At 72.2% G+C, this 16041-nt stretch carries 11 protein-coding genes and 1 pseudogene; 4 read left to right on the plus strand and 8 right to left on the minus strand.

Translation table 11 applies throughout. The features are described 5' to 3' along the window. The first annotated feature begins 1 nt into the window (after position 1). The 4 genes from ACFXJ8_RS03365 to ACFXJ8_RS03380 are packed head-to-tail and all read left to right on the plus strand — an operon-like array spanning position 2 to position 4812. Positions 2-1771, plus strand: coding sequence for an ABC transporter substrate-binding protein (locus ACFXJ8_RS03365; RefSeq protein ID WP_379642179.1), 1770 nt, complete (start codon positions 2-4; stop codon positions 1769-1771). A gap of 55 nt (positions 1772-1826) precedes the next feature. Further along, complete coding sequence (locus ACFXJ8_RS03370) at positions 1827-2807, plus strand: ABC transporter permease (protein WP_379642180.1); 981 nt, start codon at positions 1827-1829, stop codon at positions 2805-2807. Further along, on the plus strand, positions 2807-3799 hold the full coding sequence (locus ACFXJ8_RS03375) for an ABC transporter ATP-binding protein (RefSeq protein ID WP_379642181.1): 993 nt from the start codon (positions 2807-2809) through the stop codon (positions 3797-3799). The genes ACFXJ8_RS03370 and ACFXJ8_RS03375 overlap by 1 nt, the downstream gene beginning before the upstream one ends. Then, complete coding sequence (locus tag ACFXJ8_RS03380) at positions 3796-4812, plus strand: ABC transporter ATP-binding protein (protein WP_379642182.1); 1017 nt, start codon at positions 3796-3798, stop codon at positions 4810-4812. The genes ACFXJ8_RS03375 and ACFXJ8_RS03380 overlap by 4 nt, the downstream gene beginning before the upstream one ends. Before the next feature lie 52 nt (positions 4813-4864). Here the strand turns inward: ACFXJ8_RS03380 and rpe are convergent, their stop codons facing one another. From rpe to metK, 8 genes and pseudogenes are all read right to left on the minus strand, one after another. Next, a complete protein-coding gene (rpe, locus tag ACFXJ8_RS03385) occupies positions 4865-5527 on the minus strand; it encodes a ribulose-phosphate 3-epimerase (protein WP_379642183.1) in 663 nt (220 codons plus the stop codon). A gap of 264 nt (positions 5528-5791) precedes the next feature. Beyond that, positions 5792-7222: pseudogene (locus tag ACFXJ8_RS03390) on the minus strand (RsmB/NOP family class I SAM-dependent RNA methyltransferase); the annotation flags it as partial. Between the two features lie 266 nt (positions 7223-7488). Further along, positions 7489-8424 carry a methionyl-tRNA formyltransferase gene (gene fmt / locus ACFXJ8_RS03395; protein ID WP_379642184.1) on the minus strand — a complete coding sequence of 312 codons (936 nt, stop codon included), beginning with the start codon at positions 8422-8424 and terminating at the stop codon, positions 7489-7491. Between the two features lie 2 nt (positions 8425-8426). Further along, a complete protein-coding gene (gene def / locus ACFXJ8_RS03400) occupies positions 8427-8975 on the minus strand; it encodes a peptide deformylase (protein WP_379642185.1) in 549 nt (182 codons plus the stop codon). 44 nt (positions 8976-9019) lie between these two features. Continuing rightward, positions 9020-10339, minus strand: a complete 1320-nt coding sequence (locus ACFXJ8_RS03405; RefSeq protein WP_379642186.1) for a hypothetical protein — start codon at positions 10337-10339, stop codon at positions 9020-9022. 23 nt (positions 10340-10362) lie between these two features. Further along, the gene (locus tag ACFXJ8_RS03410) at positions 10363-11961 is read right to left on the minus strand and encodes a hypothetical protein (RefSeq protein ID WP_379642187.1); all 1599 of its coding nucleotides are present in this window, start codon (positions 11959-11961) and stop codon (positions 10363-10365) included. Positions 11962-12010: 49 nt separating this feature from the next. After that, positions 12011-14155, minus strand: coding sequence for a primosomal protein N' (locus ACFXJ8_RS03415; RefSeq protein WP_379642188.1), 2145 nt, complete (start codon positions 14153-14155; stop codon positions 12011-12013). A gap of 668 nt (positions 14156-14823) precedes the next feature. Beyond that, positions 14824-16011, minus strand: a complete 1188-nt coding sequence (gene metK / locus ACFXJ8_RS03420) for a methionine adenosyltransferase (RefSeq protein WP_379642189.1) — start codon at positions 16009-16011, stop codon at positions 14824-14826. Positions 16012-16041 lie beyond the last annotated feature (30 nt).

Genomic DNA, 16041 nt, shown 5'->3' on the forward strand with positions numbered 1-16041 from the left:
CATGTCCGTCCGCACGGCCCTCGCCGTACTCGCCGCAGCGGCGCTGGCGCTCACCGGCGCCTGCGCGCCCGGCAACCAGGGCGCTCCTCCGCCGGGGTCCAGCCCGCAGGCGGCGCCCTCCGCCACCTACGTCCCGCCGAAGATCTCGGTCGGCACCGCGGAAGACTCCAGGGGCCCGGCCATCGAGCCCGAAGGCGTCGTCAAGGGCGGCACCGTCACGATGATCGACAGGGACGACTTCTCCCATCTCGACCCCGCCCAGATCTACGTCAACACCGAGGCGAACTTCGGCCTGCTCATCCACCGCGGGCTGACCGGCTACAAGCGGGTGGCCAAGGGCGAGTACAAGCTCGTCGGCGACCTGGCCACCGACGTGGGCACCGCCTCCGACGGCGGCAAGACCTGGACCTTCACCCTCAAGGACGGCGTGAAGTGGCAGGACGGCACGCCGATCACCTCGGCGGACGTCAAGTGGACGGTCGAGCGGATGTTCGCCCCCTTCATCACCCAGGGGCCCACCTACATCCAGCAGTGGCTGACCCAGGAGGACCACCGCGCGGCCTACGAGGGCCCCTACGGCGGCAAGGAGCTCGACGCCATCGAGACGCCGGACGACAAGACGGTCGTCTTCCGGTTCAAGACCCCGCACGCCGACGCCAACTACGCCTTCGCGATGGGCGGCTACGCCATCGTTCCCAAGGCCAAGGACACCAAGGAGCAGTACGACAAGGAGCCCGTGGCCAGCGGGCCGTACATCATCAAGTCGCACGTCGTCGACAAGTCCTACGAGCTGGTCCGTAACCCGGCGTGGGACCCGGCCACCGACCCGATCCGCGGCGCCTACCCCGACGTGTGGAAGCTGGAGTTCGGCCAGGAGGCGCTGCAGATCACCGACCGGCTGGTCGCCGACGCGGGGGCCGACCAGCAGGCGTTCACCTTCTACGCGATCACTCCCCCGGAGCGCCTGCAGCAGGTGCTCGGCGACCAGAGCCTGGCGTCGAGGCGGATGATCAGCCCGTCGCCCTACGGCAACTACTACTACTTCAACCTCGACAGGGTGAAGGACGTCAAGATCCGCCAGGCGATCAATTACGCGTGGCCGGGCAAGCAGATCCAGCAGATCCAGGGCGGGCCGCAGGCGGCGGCGCTGCCGACGACGATCCTGAACGAGAACACCACGGTCGGCTACCAGGCCTACGACGTGTTCGGCAAGAGCGCCAAGCCCGAGGGCGACATCGAGAAGGCCAAGCAACTGCTGGCCGAGTCGAGCGACCCGACGCCGACCATCGTCTACGCCTACAACCAGACGCCCGTCCAGGAGCGGGTGACCGTCGCGATCAAGAACGCGCTGGAGAAGGCGGGCATCAAGGTCGTCACCAAGCCCATGGACCGCAAGACCTACTACGACTCCATCGGCCTGGTGAAGAACGAGTTCGACCTGTACTGGGGCGGCTGGGGCGCCGACTGGGCCTCGGGCGCGACGGTCCTGCCCGTCGTCTTCGGTCCCGTCGCCGACGGCGCGCCGAACTACTCCCACCTGAACGATCCCGCGCTCAAGGCCGAGATGAAGAAGATCTCCGAGATGCCCGACTTCGAGGCGCAGAGCGCCGCGTGGATGGCGCTGGACAAGAAGATCCAGGAGACGATCACACCACTGGTCGTCGCCGAGAACCGCATCGCGACGATGGTGCACGGCTCCAAGGTCGGCGGCGCGGAGATCGATCCGCAGATGTGGATCGTCTCTCCCAACACCATCTTCGTGAAGCCGTAGTGCCCTTGCCCCGGGCGTTGCAGCGCCCGGGGCCCCGCCCGCCGCAGGAGATCTCATGCTCCGGTTCCTCGTCCGCCGCGCCATCACGACCGTGATCACGCTGATGATCATCGCCGCGGTGACGTTCTTCCTGTTCTTCGCCCTGCCGTCCGACCCGGCGAGCCTGGCCTGCGGCAAGGTCTGCCCTCCCGAACTGCTCGCGCTTGCCAGGCACAACCTCGGCCTCGACCAGCCGGTGGTGGTGCAGTTCGTCACCTGGCTCGGGGGCGTCTTCGTGGGGCGCGACTTCCCAGGCCTCGGCCACTGCCCCGCGCCGTGCCTCGGCTACTCGTTCGTCAACCGCGCCCCCGTCTTCGAGACGATCATGGATCGGCTGCCCGTCACGATCTCGCTCACGATCGGCGCCGCCGCGATCTTCCTGACCTTCGGGGTGGCCACCGGCATCCTCGCCGCGCTGCGCCAGGGCCGACCCCTTGACAAGATCGCCAGCATGGCGTCACTGATCGGCGCCTCGGTGCAGATCTACTTCATCGGCACGCTCGCCCTGTACTTCCTCGTTTACCAGGGCCAGGTGCTTCCCGTCCCGAGCTACACCCCGCTCACCCAGAACCCGTTCGCGTGGGCCTCGGGGCTGCTGCTTCCGTGGGTGGTGCTGGCGATCATCTTCACCGCCAACTACACGCGGATGACCCGCTCGACGATGGTGGAGAACCTGGGCGAGGACTTCGTCCGTACGGCACGCGCCAAGGGCATGCCCGCCCGCACCGTCGTCCTGCGCTTCGCGCTGCGCGGCACGCTCATCCCGATCGTCACCATCTTCGGCGTCGACCTCGGCACCCTCATCGGCGGCGCGATCATCACCGAGACCACGTTCGGCCTGCAGGGCATCGGCCGGCTGTCGATCCGCGCCGTCACCTACTCCGACCTGCCCATGCTGATGGCCACGGTGCTGGTCGCGGCGGGCGCGATCGTGGTCATGAACGCCGTCGTCGACGCCCTCTACGCCGTCATCGACCCCAGGGTGAGGCTGACCTAGTGTTCCTTCACGTACGCGATCTCACCATCGACTTCCACACCGAGGACGGCGTGGTCCACGCGGTCGACGGCCTGTCCTTCGAGGTCGAGCGGGGCACCACGCTCGGCGTCGTCGGCGAGTCGGGCTCGGGCAAGTCGGTGACGAACCTGGCCGTGCTCGGCCTGCACGACCCACAGACCTCGCGCGTCTCCGGCCGGATCGTCTTCCAGGGCCAGGACCTGCTGGGCGCGCCCCGCTCGACGATGGGACGGCTGCGCGGCAACGAGATCGCCATGATCTTCCAGGACCCGCTGACGTCGCTCTCGCCGTACCACACGGTGGGCGCGCAGATCGCGGAGGTCTACCGTCGGCACCGGCGCGCCTCCAGGTCGGCCGCGTGGGAGCGGGCGGTCGAGATGCTCGACCGCGTCGGCATCCCGCAGCCGAGGACGCGGGCGCGCGAGTACCCGCACCAGTTCTCCGGCGGCATGCGGCAGCGGGCCACCATCGCCATGGCGCTGGTCTGCGACCCCACGCTGCTCATCGCCGACGAGCCGACCACCGCGCTGGACGTGACCGTGCAGGCGCAGATCCTCGACCTGCTGCGCGACCTGCAGGAGCAGTTCGGCACCGCCATCATCCTCGTCACCCACGACCTCGGCGTGGTGGCCGCCACCGCGCACCACGTGCTGGTGATGTACGCGGGCAGCGCCGTCGAACGCGGCACGGTCCGCGAGGTGCTGCACGACCCCCGCCACCCCTACACGTGGGGCCTGCTCGGCTCGATGCCGACCCTGCGCCGGCCGGTGGCCGAGGAGCTCATGCCGGTGCGCGGCACCCCGCCCAGCCTCATCAACGTGCCGCCCGGCTGCCCCTTCCACCCGCGCTGCGACTTCACCGCGCTGGCGGGAGCGCGGGTGTGCACAGGCGAACGGCCCGCGCTGTCGCCCCCTCGCGGGCACAGCGACGCCTGCTACCTCACCTCGAAGCAGAAACTGGAGGTCCGCCCATGACGCTGCTGGAGCTGTCGGGGCTGCGCAAGCACTTCCCCGTCAGAGGCGGCTTCCTGGTCAGACGCCAGGTCGGCCAGGTGCACGCGGTCGACGGCATCGACCTGTCGATCCAGGCGGGGCAGACGCTCGGCCTGGTCGGCGAGTCGGGCTGCGGCAAGTCGACCGCGGGACGGCTGGCCGCCAGGCTGCTGGAACCGACGGACGGCCGCGTCGTCTACGACGGCCGCGACATCAGCCACGCGGGACGCCGCGCGCTGAAGCCGATCAGGCCCGAGATCCAGATGATCTTCCAGGATCCGTACTCGTCGCTCAACCCCAGGCACACGGTCGGCTCGATCGTGCGCGGCCCCATGGACATCAACGACCTGAACCCTCCCGGCGGGCGCGAGGCCAGGGTCCGCGAGCTGCTGGAGATCGTCGGGCTCAATCCCGAGCACGTCAACAGGTTCCCGCACGAGTTCTCCGGCGGCCAGCGGCAGCGGATCGGGATCGCGCGGGCGCTGTCGCTGGAGCCGCGGCTGATCGTCGCCGACGAGCCTGTCTCGGCGCTGGACGTCTCCATCCAGGCCCAGGTGGTCAACCTGCTACGGCGGCTGCAGCGGGAGCTGGGGATCGCGTTCCTGTTCATCGCGCACGACCTGGCCGTGGTGCGGCACTTCTCGCAGCGGGTGGCGGTGATGTACCTCGGCAAGATCGTGGAGATCGCCGACCGGACCTCGCTCTACGAACGGCCCCGCCACCCGTACACGCACGCGCTGCTGTCGGCCGTGCCCGAGGTCGAGACGGACGGCGCTCCCAGGGAGCGGATCAGGCTGCGAGGTGACGTCCCCTCGCCGATCAACCCGCCCTCGGGGTGCCGCTTCAGGACCCGGTGCTGGAAGGCCCAGCCCACCTGCGCGGTGGAGGAACCGCCGCTGGTACGGCTGTCCGGCGACGCGGAGGGCCACCTGACCGCCTGCCACTACCCCGAACCGCCCCGATCCCCGCACGCCCCCCTGCGCCCGCCGCCCTGACCGGAGTCCTCCGGGAGACTCCCCGGATCCGGGAGACCGAGGTGAGCGGACGTCAGCCGAGGTGCGTGGCCGCCAGTTCCCTGAGCCGGTCGATCGCCAACGCGGGATCGGCCGCCCCGTAGACGGCGCTGCCGGCCACGAACACGTCGGCGCCCGCCTCGGCGCAGCGCTCGATCGTGTCGGCCGCAACCCCGCCGTCGACCTGCAGCCAGACCTGACCGCCGTGCCGCTCGATCAGCGACCTCGCCCTGCGGATCTTCGGCAGGACCACGTCGAGGAACTTCTGCCCGCCGAACCCGGGCTCCACCGTCATCAGCAGCAGCATGTCGATCTCGCCGAGCAGATCCTCGTACGGCTCGACGGCCGTCGCCGGGTTGAGCGCGAGCCCGGCACGGGCCCCCGCGGCGCGGATCTGGCGCAGCGTGCGGATCGGCGCCTTGGCCGCCTCGACGTGGACGGTGACGCTGCCCGCCCCCGCCTCGGCGTAGGCGGGTGCCCACCGGTCGGGGTCGGTGATCATGAGGTGGCAGTCGATCGGCGTCGAGGTGGCTTTGAGCAGGGCCTCGACGACGGGCAGACCGAGGGTGAGGTTCGGCACGAAGTGGTTGTCCATGACGTCCACGTGCAGCCAGTCGGCGTTCGGCACGCGGGCGGCCTCGTCGGCGAGACGGGCGAAGTCGGCGGACAGGATGCTGGGAGAGATCTGAACGGCCATGATGCGCCCGAGTGTAGTGAACGCCCGCCGCCGCCCTCGCACCAGCGTCACCGAACACCGTCCAGCCGCCCCGACCCCGCGCCGTCGCCGAACGCTCTCCGGCCACCCGGCAGCCAGCGTCGCCGAACGCTCTCCAGCCGCCCCGCAGCCAGCGTCGCGGAGCACGCCCCGGCCGCCCCAACATCCGGCGTCGCGGAACACGCCCCGGCCGCCCCACATCCGGCGTCGCCGAACACTCTCCGGCCCCGCAGTCGCGAGGTGGGGTCAGGCGCGTCTGCGGAGCAGGGCGAGGAACATGGCGTCCGTGCCGTGGCGGTGGGGCCAGAACTGGGCGTGCGGGCCCTCCCCCAGCCCGTCGATCCCCGGCAGGAAGGCTCGGGCGTCGAGCTGCTCGACGTCGTCACGGCGCTTGAGCACGTCGGCCACCACGACCTGGGTCTCGGCCAGGTGCGGCGAGCAGGTGACGTAGGCGGCGACCCCGCCGGGCCGTAGCGAGTCGAGGGCGGTTTCGAGCAGGCGGCGCTGCAGCCCGCCCAGTTCGGCAACGCTCGCCGGGTCGCGCCGCCACCTGGCCTCCGGCCGGCGGCGCAGCGCGCCGAGCCCCGTGCAGGGCGCGTCGAGCATCACGCGGTCGAACGAGCCGGGCCGCCAGGCGGGCTCGGTGCCGTCCGCGGTGATCACCGCGGCCTGCCTGGTGGTCTGCCAGACCAGACGGGCCCGGTGGTACTGCACGTCGGCGGCGAGCATCCTGGCCCCTCCGGCGAACGCGAACGCCGTCTGTCCACTCTTGTCCGCGGCCAGGTCACCGTGGGTAGCGATCGCGTCGAGCAGGCCCGCCTTGCCGCCGGGGCCGGCGCACATGTCCAGCCACCGGTCGTCGGGGCCGTCGACCGGCACCCTGGTGAGCGCGAGCGCGACGAGCTGGCTCGCCTCATCCTGTACGGCGGCGCGGGTCTCGGCCACCGCGAGGATCTGCCCGGGGTCGCCCTCCTGCAGATAGGCCGCGTACGGCGAGTAGCGTCCCGGCTCGGCGCCGGCATCCTCCAGCTCCTCGACCGAGCTGCGGCCCGGCCTGGCGACGAGCGTCACCATCGGCCTGGCGTTGTCGGCGGCCAGAAGGTCGGCGGTCTCCTCGGCGTCGGCGCCGAGCGCGTCGCGGAAGGCGCTGACGACCCAGCGGGGATGGCTGTGGGCGATCGCCAGGTGGCCGACGGGGTCGGTGCCGGCCGGAGGCGCGACGATCGCGATCCACTCGTCGAACGTCCTGGAGGCGATCTTGCGGAGGACGGCGTTGGCGAAGCGGGAGGCGCCGGTGCCGATGCGCAGCCGTACCAGGTCGACGGTGGTGCCGACGGCGGCGTGCGGCGGCACGCGCATCTTGAGCAGTTGGTGGGCGCCCAGGCGCAGCGCGTCGAGGACGGCGGGGTCGGGCTCGCGGTCGCCGCACGCGGCGATGATCGCGTCGTAGCTGCCGAGGCCGCGCAGCGAGCCGTAGGCCAGCTCGGTCGCCAGGGCCGCGTCTCTGCCCTTCAGCCCCCGCTCGCGCAGCAGGCGCGGCATGAGCAGGTTGGCGTAGGCGTCGCGCTCGTCGACGGCTCGCATCAGGTCGTAGGCGGCGTTGCGCGCCTCGTCGCGCGTCGGCCGGCCTCCGCGCCCCCCGGCGGCACCCCTGCCGCCCGAAGCACCGCGCCCCCCTGAAGATCCGTGGCCCCCCGACGATCCCCGCCCGCCCGAAGCACCGCGGCCGCCCGAGAATCCACCCGACGATCCGCCGGAGCCACGGCCGCCCGAAGCACCGCGACCTCCTGAAGATCCCTGTCCGCCGGAACCCCGGCCGCCCGACGATCCCTGTCCGCCGGAACCCCGGCCGCCGTGGCCGCGAGGACCAGAGCCCTTGGATCCGCCGCCGGTGAAACCGCCGGACGAACCGCGCCCGCCGGAGGAGGCCCCCCGTTCCGCCATCAGACCAGCCGATCCGTCGCCGTGACGCGCACCCCGCGCGCCCACTCGCCCGCCGTCATGAGCCGCTTGCCCTGCGGCTGCACCTCGCTCAGCTCCACCGGGTGGGTGCCGGTGCCGACCAGCACGATGTTCTTGCCCACCACGAGCTCACCCGGCTCCAGCCGCTCGGTCGAGGCAGAGGTCGCGAGCCGTACCGGACCGATCTTGATCCGCTGACCGCGGAAGGTCGTCCACGGCCCGGGGTTGGGCGTGCAGGCGCGCACCAGCCGGTCCACGCGCATCGCGGGCGCGCTCCAGTCGATCTGCGCGTCGTCCACGGTGAGCTTGGGCGCGACGGACACCCCGTCGAGCGGCTGGGGCCGCGCCTGAAGTGTGCCGTCCTCGACCCCGTCGAGGGTCGCGGCCAGGAGCTCGGCTCCCGACTCGGCCAGCCTGGCCAGCAGCTCGCCGCTGGTGTCGGTGGCCTTGATCTCCTCGGTGACCACCCCGTAGACGGGGCCCGCGTCGAGCTCCTTCACGATCTGGAAGGTGGCCGCGCCGGTGATCTCGTCGCCGTGGAGGACGGCGTGCTGCACCGGAGCCGCTCCCCGCCAGGCGGGCAGCAGCGAGAAGTGGAGATTGACCCAGCCGTGGCGGGGGATGTCGAGCGCGGCCTGCGGCAGCAGCGCGCCGTAGGCGACGACGGGGCAGCAGTCGGGCGCCAGTTCCTTCAGCCGGTCGAGGAAGGCCGGGTCGTTCACCTTGGCGGGCCGCAGCACCTCGATGCCCTCGGCGGCGGCCAGGTCGGCCACGGGGCTGGGGTGCAGCGCGCGGCCGCGGCCGGCGCGGGCGTCGGGGCGGGTGACCACGGCCACCACCTCGTGGCGCGGCGAGTCGATCAGGGCGCGCAGCGAGGGCAGCGCGGTCTCGGGGGTGCCGGCGAAGACCAGGCGCATCGTCAGAGGGCCCTTCCGCCGGTGGCGTGGGGGGAGAACCTGACGGTGGGAGCCGACAGCCCGCTCCACTCCGCCTCGCGGATGGCCTTCATGGCCAGCTTGCGCTGCTTGGGGTCCATCCGGTCGATGAACAGGATGCCGTCGAGGTGGTCGGTCTCGTGCTGGAAGCACCTGGCCATCAGGTCGGTGCCCTCGAGGACGACGGGCTCGCCGTGCATGTTGAAGCCCTTGGCGACCGCGCGGATGGACCGCGGTGTGGGGAACGCCAGCCCGGGAAAGGACAGGCAGCCCTCCTCGCCCTCCTCGTCGAGGTCGGCGCTCAGGTCGAGGTCGGGGTTGATCAGGTGGCCGAGCTGGTCGTCGACGTAGTAGGTGAACACGCGCAGGCCGACGCCGATCTGCGGGGCCGCCAGGCCCGCGCCAGGCGCGTCCATCATCGTGTCGGTGAGGTCTTTGACCAGCTTGCGCAGCTCCTTGTCGAAGTCGACGACCGGGGCCGCCGGGGTGCGCAGCACCGGGTCACCGAACAGCCGGATCGACTGAATGGACAAGGGGTACTCCGTTTCGCATGAGATGGGATCACCCCAGTTTACGGCTAGCCGGACGCGTCGCCCGCCGCCATCGCCCGCATCGACCTGGCCTTCATCGCGGCCTTCCTGGCCGCCTTGGCGACCGCCTGGTCGCCGTGGTGGCCGGCCAGCAGGTCGAGCACGGCGACCGTGTCGGGGTGCTCGACCGAAGCCATCTCGCCGACCAGGCGCACCAGCTCCTCGCCCGCCTCCAGCACGTCGAAGGAGCCCATCGCGCCCGGCGCGTCGGCGAAGTAGAGGAGCGCGGCCAGGGAGTCGATCGCGATCCAGGTGTGGTCGTCGGGGTTGAGCGGGGGCGCGGGCAGGTCGCGGATGTGCAGCCACGAGGCGGCGTAGCGCCACATGAGCGGCTCGTCGAGGGCCTTGCGCACGGGCACCTCGGCCTCGGGGCCCAGCTCCTCCAGGATGGTGCCGACCGCGCCGCGCTGGCCGGCCGTGCCCGAGGCGGCGACCTGGACCAGCTCGTGGGCGGCCGCCTCGGGTGCGCGGCGCTCCAGCCAGTAGGCGACCACGCTCGGTGTGACCGCACCGGTGATCATCGCTTCGACCAGCTCGGCGGCGGCGTAGTCGGAGTAGACCTCCACCTGGGCGGCCGTCGGCGCGTCGTGGCCCTCGCGCAGCAGGTCGCGGCGGACCGCCCACACGCCCAGCGGGGTCAGCCTGAAGTGGCCGGTGGTGGTCTGCTCGACCAGGCCGCAGTATTCGAGCAGCGCCAGCGCGTCGTCGAGCTCGGCGTGCAGGGTGGCGGCCAGGCGGCGCAGCTCGACGGCGCCGGGATCGCAGGCCACCTCATGGGAGTGGAGGATGCCCTTGGCCAGGGTGGCGGCGGCCACGCCGGTGCGGACGGAGTAGACGGTGGCCAGCGTCTCGGCCAGGTGCTCGTCGACCACGGCGGACCCGCTGAGCCCCTCCTCGGCGCGGTCGAGGACGTCCATCACGACGCCGTCCCAGAACTCCAGCGTCGCCTCGACGGGCAGCTGGTGGGAGAGCGGGCCGCGGCCGGCCGTACCCCTCATGATCTGCAGCAGCCCTGTGTTGACTGCGACCACCCACAGCAGGCGCAGGCGGTCAGGCGCCAGGCCGAGCTCGGCGACGGCCGCCTCGGCGTCGGCGGGGTGGAGGTGGCCGTGCTCGGTGACGGGGCGGGTGCCCGTCCAGGCCGTCAGGCGCAGGACGTCGGCGACCAGCGGCACCCTGGGCACTTCCCTGGCCAGGTCGGCGTCGGGCGCGAGGGCGACCGGCGGGAAGACCAGGCCTTCGACGTGCTTGTCCTCGATCGGAGGGGGCTTGCGCAGCTCGGTGAGGTCGAAGACGTTGTTTGCCACCCAGGAAACTTACTGCACAGCCGTCACAGGGATGTACCGATCGCGCGGGAGCGGGCCTTGAAGGCGGCCTTCCTGGCGGCCTTGGCGAGGGTTCCGTCGGGAATGGACCTGCCGAGCAGTTCGAGCACCTCCACCACGTCGGGGTGGTCGACCCGCCACATCTCCTCGATCAGGTGGGCGGGCGGGCCCGAGGCGGCGATGTTCTCGGCGAAGATCTCGGGATCCTCCTCGGCGGCGGGCATCGCCAGGGCGAGCATGTCGACGCTCACCCACAGCAGCTCCTCCTGGGTGAGCGGAGGCGCGGGCAGGCCGCGGGCCGTCAGCCAGTGGATGGCGTGCGGGCGTAGCTCCTGGTCGTCGAGGCACGCCCTGACCGCGCTCTCAGCGGCCGAGTCGAGCCGGTCGACGATGGTGACCGCGATGCCGCGCGCCACCGCGGGCGCGCCGCCCGCGGCCGACAGCAGCTCGCCTGCGGCCTCGGCCGCGCTCCTGCGCGCCAGCCAGCGCTGGATGTCCTGCTCCGCCAGCTCGGTGGGGATGCCCGACAGCAGCCCCTCGATCAGGCCCATCGCGTCGGCCTCGGCCAGGTCTTCGGCCTCCGGCGCGTCGAGGCCGTGGGCGAGGTAGCGGCGGCGCATGCCGTAACACGCCAGCGGGGTGAGCGTGACGGCGTCGCCCGCGCGCTCCAGCAGCCCGCAGTGGCCCAGCCGGGCCAGGGCGGTCTCCACGTCGGCGCCGCTGTATTCGGTCAGCTCTTCCAGGTACTGGTCGACCACGGCCACCGGCGCGGGCGTCTGCAGGCGGTAGAGCATGTCGAACAGGTCGTAGAGCTCCTCGTCGAGCGCGGCCGAGCCGGTGACCTGGCCGCCGGTGTCCTTCTCCAGCAGGAACTCCACCGTGCGCGCCCACGACTCCAGCGGGTCGCCGGCGCCTGACAGGCGCCCCAGGTCCCACAGCAGCCCTGGGTACGGCAGGGGCGCGGCGGCGGCGTCCTTGGCCCGCAGCCGCCCCTTCGCGGTCGGCGTGGAGCCGCGCTCGGCCACCCACGCGCGCAGCCGCCGAGCGTCGGCCAGGATCGGCACGGCCGCCAGCGCCGCCTCCAGCTCCGACCTCGGGGCCGGCCGTACGGCGGGCAGCGGCGCGCACGCCGGACAGTCGCAGGGCGCCTCCCCCAGCTCGGGCAGCTCGCCCGCGGGGATGGCGACCGACTGCTCGAGCGACTCGGGCCCGATCGAGCTGAACAGGCTCTTGGCCATGCCGAAGTTGGCCGGGTCGGCCAGCGCGGTGGCCATCTCGGGCTCGATCTCGGCCAGCTTGGCGCGCATCTCGCCCGCGCTCCGCGCCGAGATCTCGCCGAGGTCGAGCAGGAAGTCGACGAGCGTGCGCGAGGCCGCGACGGTCTCCCGCGCGCTCTCGGGCGGTGCGATGACCTTGCGCGGGTAGATCGACAGCAGCAGCTCTTCAAAGGTGGCGGGAGTGAACTCGCCGAGCTCGGTCACGTTGAGATAGTCGCTGGCGTAGTCGCAGAGCAGACGGATCTCGTCGGCGTCCACGTCGACTTCGTGCGCCCGCCCCCAGGCGCGCAGATCGTCGATGGCTCGGTTCACCCATTCGATCGACACAGGGTGACGCTAACGGAGGACTTACGCACGCGCGAATCGGGGAAAGCGGCTATATCAGGTCGAGAGGGTCAACACTTACCCTCACGACATCCTGCGCCTTACGCGCCGCACGCACCCCTGTGGCCCCTTTCAACGCAATCGCCAACTGCGGCCCCAGCGATCGGGGCACCCGGATCATCGCCCGCTCCTGCTCGCCCTCTGCCCGCCGGGTCTCCACCGGCACCGGGCCGAGGACCTGCGCCTCCTGCGGCAGCCGTACCTCGCCGAGCATCTCCCTGACCGCCGACGGCGCGCCCGTGAGCGTCGCCATGCGCACCGCGGGCGGGAAGCCGAGCTCCCGCCGTTCGGCCAGCTCGCGCTCGGCGTGGGTGATCGGGTCCCAGCGCAGCAGCGCCTGTACGGCCGGCATCGCGGCGTCGGCCAGCACCACCAGCTCGGCGGCGGGACGCAGCAGCGCGGCGGCGTTCATCCAGCGCCGCACGGCCTCCTCTGCGGCCCTCAGGTCGGCCCTGCCGAGCATCGCCCACCCGTCGAGCAGCACCGCGGCCGTGTAGCCGCCCTCGGGGACCGGCTCGGCGCCCGGCGTGGCCACCACCAGCGCGCGTCCTGGCCCGACCGTGGCCAGCACCCCTTCGCGCCCCGACGTCTTCACCGGCACCGAAGGGAAGGCCCGGCCCAGCTCCTCCGCGGTGCGGCGGGCGCCCACCACCGAGGCGCGGATCCTGCTGTCGCCGCAGGTGGGACAGCGCCAGTCGCCCGCGATCCGCCCGCACCACTTGCAGTACGGCGCCGCGTGCCCGCCGCGCAACGCCAGCGGCCCGTGGCACAGCTGCTCGCCGGTGATCGTCGCGCGGGTCGGCGGGTGCGCGCACCTGGCGGCCGCCCTGCACGTACGGCACGCCAGCGACGGCAGGTAGCCGCGCCTGGGCACCTGCACCAGCACAGGCCCCTCCTCCAGCCCCTGCTGCAGCGCCCGCCACGCGATGCTGGGCAGCCTTGCCGCGCGGGCGGCCTGGTCCTTGGCCAGCTCGCCGTCCTCCCCCGCCGGCCTGACGCGGGGCGCCACGGCCCTGATGGCCTGCCTGGCGGCCACGATGGGCCTGGCCCACTTGGTGGCGATGAGCTGGGTGGCCTCGGCCGTACGGGAGTAGCCGCCGATGAGCATGCCCGCCCCCGCCCGGTGGGCGCGCAGCGCGAGCACCTCTCTGGCGTGGGGGTAGGGGGCCAGGCGCTCGGCGTGCAGGTCGTCGCCGTCGTCCCAGATGATGGCGAGGCCCAGCTTCTCCACCGGGGCGAACATCGCCGCCCTCGTGCCGACGACCGCCCTGACCTGCCCGCGCAGCACCCGCAGCCACCTGCGGTAGCGCTCGGCGGGGCCGAGGTCGGCGGTGAGCGAGACGTGCCTGCCGGGACCGAGCGCCTCGGACAGCGCCTCGTCGGCGAGCGTGACGTCCTTGCCGTCGGGGACGACGACCACGGCGCCCCTGCCGCCGTCGAGCGTCGCCCTGACGGCCTCGGCGACGGGCCTGGCCCAGCCCGTGTTGCCGGGCAGCGCGCCCCACACCGCCCTGGGCGACCTGCCGTTCGCCAGGGCGTCGAGGAAGGAGGCGCCCATCGGGTATGCCTCCCACGCGCTGTGGCCGCCGCCGCGCGCCTCCGCCTCCACGTGGCCACCGCCCCGCGATTCCGCCTTCACGCTGCCGCCGCCCCGCGATTCCGCCTTCACGCTGCCGCCGTCCTCGGTGACGACGTCGCGCCGTTCCGCCTCCACGCGGGCGTGTCTGGGCGGGACCGCCAGGCGCAGCACGTCGGCCAGCGTCCCCGCGTAGCGGTCGGCGACGGCGCGGGCCAGCCCGGCGATCTCAGGGGCGAGGACCGGCTCGGGCGAGACGACCCTTTCGAGGGGCATGAGCCGCCCCTCGTGGTCACTGTCGGCCGCCCGTTCCAGCAGGAACCCGTCGACCAGCTTGCCGGCGAAACGCACCCGCACCCGCACGCCCGGCACGGCGTCGGCATCCATGGCCACGGGCACCAGGTAGTCGAAGGGGCGGTCGAGATGCGGCAGCGGACTGTCGACGACGATCCTGGCCACGGGGAGCTCAGCGGCCGCCACAGGGGCGCCGAGGTCGCGCCTGGCCGACTCCGCCGGGCGCACGGCCTCAAGGGGCAGGAGGGCGTCGTCGGAGTCGGTCACAGACTACGTCTACCAGATGCCGCGCACCCTGCCGGACGGCTCCTCGCACGGTGTCAGGCCGGATGACGACTAATGCCGCACCCCTCGCGGAGTGCGGCATCATCGATCAAGCGAAACGCCGGTCGAGCAGGTCGCCCCTCCGACCGGCCACCGGACGACCCGGATCGCTCGTCAAGCGTTCACTGGGGCACCCGTTGAGCGCGGCGCCCATCCAGCAGCTCGATCGCCCATCGAGCGGACCACCGGGTCGGCCAGGGCCACCCGCCGAGCCGACCGTCGATCGACCCAGACCGCCCATCGGGCGTTCACCGGCCGAGCGTTCACCTGTCGAGCGGGGGCTGGTCGACCCGAGTCATCCATCGAGCGGCTCGCCCATCGACGGGTCCGGTCTACCCGGCTCGCCGACCGGGGCTTCCCCAGTCGAGCGGGCCCATCGACCAGATCGACCATCGAGCAGGTCATCGGTCAACCGGATCACGCATCGAGCGGGCCGCCGATCGACCCAGATCGCCCATGGGACGTTCACCGGCCGAGCGGGGCACCCATCGGGCGAAGCACCTGTCAGCCGGAGCGCCATCGAGCAGTCGCCCGTCGAGCGAGTCACCACGGGCGCCGGTCGAACCAGCACCGTCGAGCCGATTCGACGAGCCGATCCGACGGGCGAGCGGTCAGAGACCGGCGGCGGCGCGGAGGGCGTCCGCGCGGTCGGTCGACTCCCACGAGAAGCCCTCACGGCCGAAGTGGCCGTAGGCGGCGGTCTCGGAGTAGATCGGGCGCAGCAGGTCGAGGTCGCGGATGATCGCGGCGGGACGCAGGTCGAACACCTCGGTCACGGCCGCCTGGATCTTCTCCACGGCGACCTTCTCGGTGCCGAACGTCTCGACGAACACACCCACGGGCTCGGCCTTGCCGATGGCGTAGGCGACCTGGACCTCGGCGCGGTCGGCCAGACCGGCCGCGACGATGTTCTTGGCGACCCAGCGCATCGCGTAGGCGGCCGAGCGGTCGACCTTGGACGGGTCCTTGCCGGAGAAGGCGCCGCCGCCGTGGCGGGCCATGCCGCCGTAGGTGTCGACGATGATCTTGCGGCCGGTGAGGCCGGCGTCGCCCATGGGGCCGCCGATCTCGAACCTGCCGGTCGGGTTGACCAGCAGGCGGTAGCCCTCGATGTCGATGTCGATCCCGGCGAGAACGTGGTCGACCACGTGCTCCTTGATGTCGGGCGTCAGCATCTCCTTGAGGTCGATCTCCGCCGCGTGCTGGGTGGAGACGACGACCGTGTCGAGACGGACCGGCTTGTCGCCGTCGTACTCGATAGTGACCTGGGTCTTGCCGTCGGGACGCAGGTAGGGCACCAGGCCGGACTTGCGCACCTCGGACAGGCGGCGGGCCAGGCGGTGCGCGAGCGTGATCGGCAGCGGCATCAGCTCGGGCGTCTCGCGGCAGGCGTAGCCGAACATCAGGCCCTGGTCGCCGGCGCCCTGGCGGTCGAGCTCGTCGACGTCACCCTCGACCCGGTGCTCGTAGGCGTCGTCGACGCCCTGGGCGATGTCGGGCGACTGGGCGCCGATGGAGGCCGACACACCGCAGGAGGCGCCGTCGAAGCCCTTGTGGGAGGCGTCGTAGCCGATCTCAAGGATCTTCTCGCGGATGACGCCGGCGATGTCGACGTAGGTCTCGGTCGTCACCTCGCCTGCGACGTGGACCTGGCCGGTAGTGATCAGCGTCTCGACGGCGACCCTGGACTTGGGGTCGTCCTTGAGCATGGCGTCGAGAATCGCGTCACTGATCTGGTCGGCGATCTTGTCCGGGTGGCCTTCGGTGACCGACTCGGAGGTGAACAGGCGACGTGACAACTCAGTGGCTCCTCATGCAGCGGCTGCTGA

This window comes from Nonomuraea sp. NPDC059194 (assembly GCF_042754765.1).
GTDB lineage: Bacteria > Actinomycetota > Actinomycetes > Streptosporangiales > Streptosporangiaceae > Nonomuraea.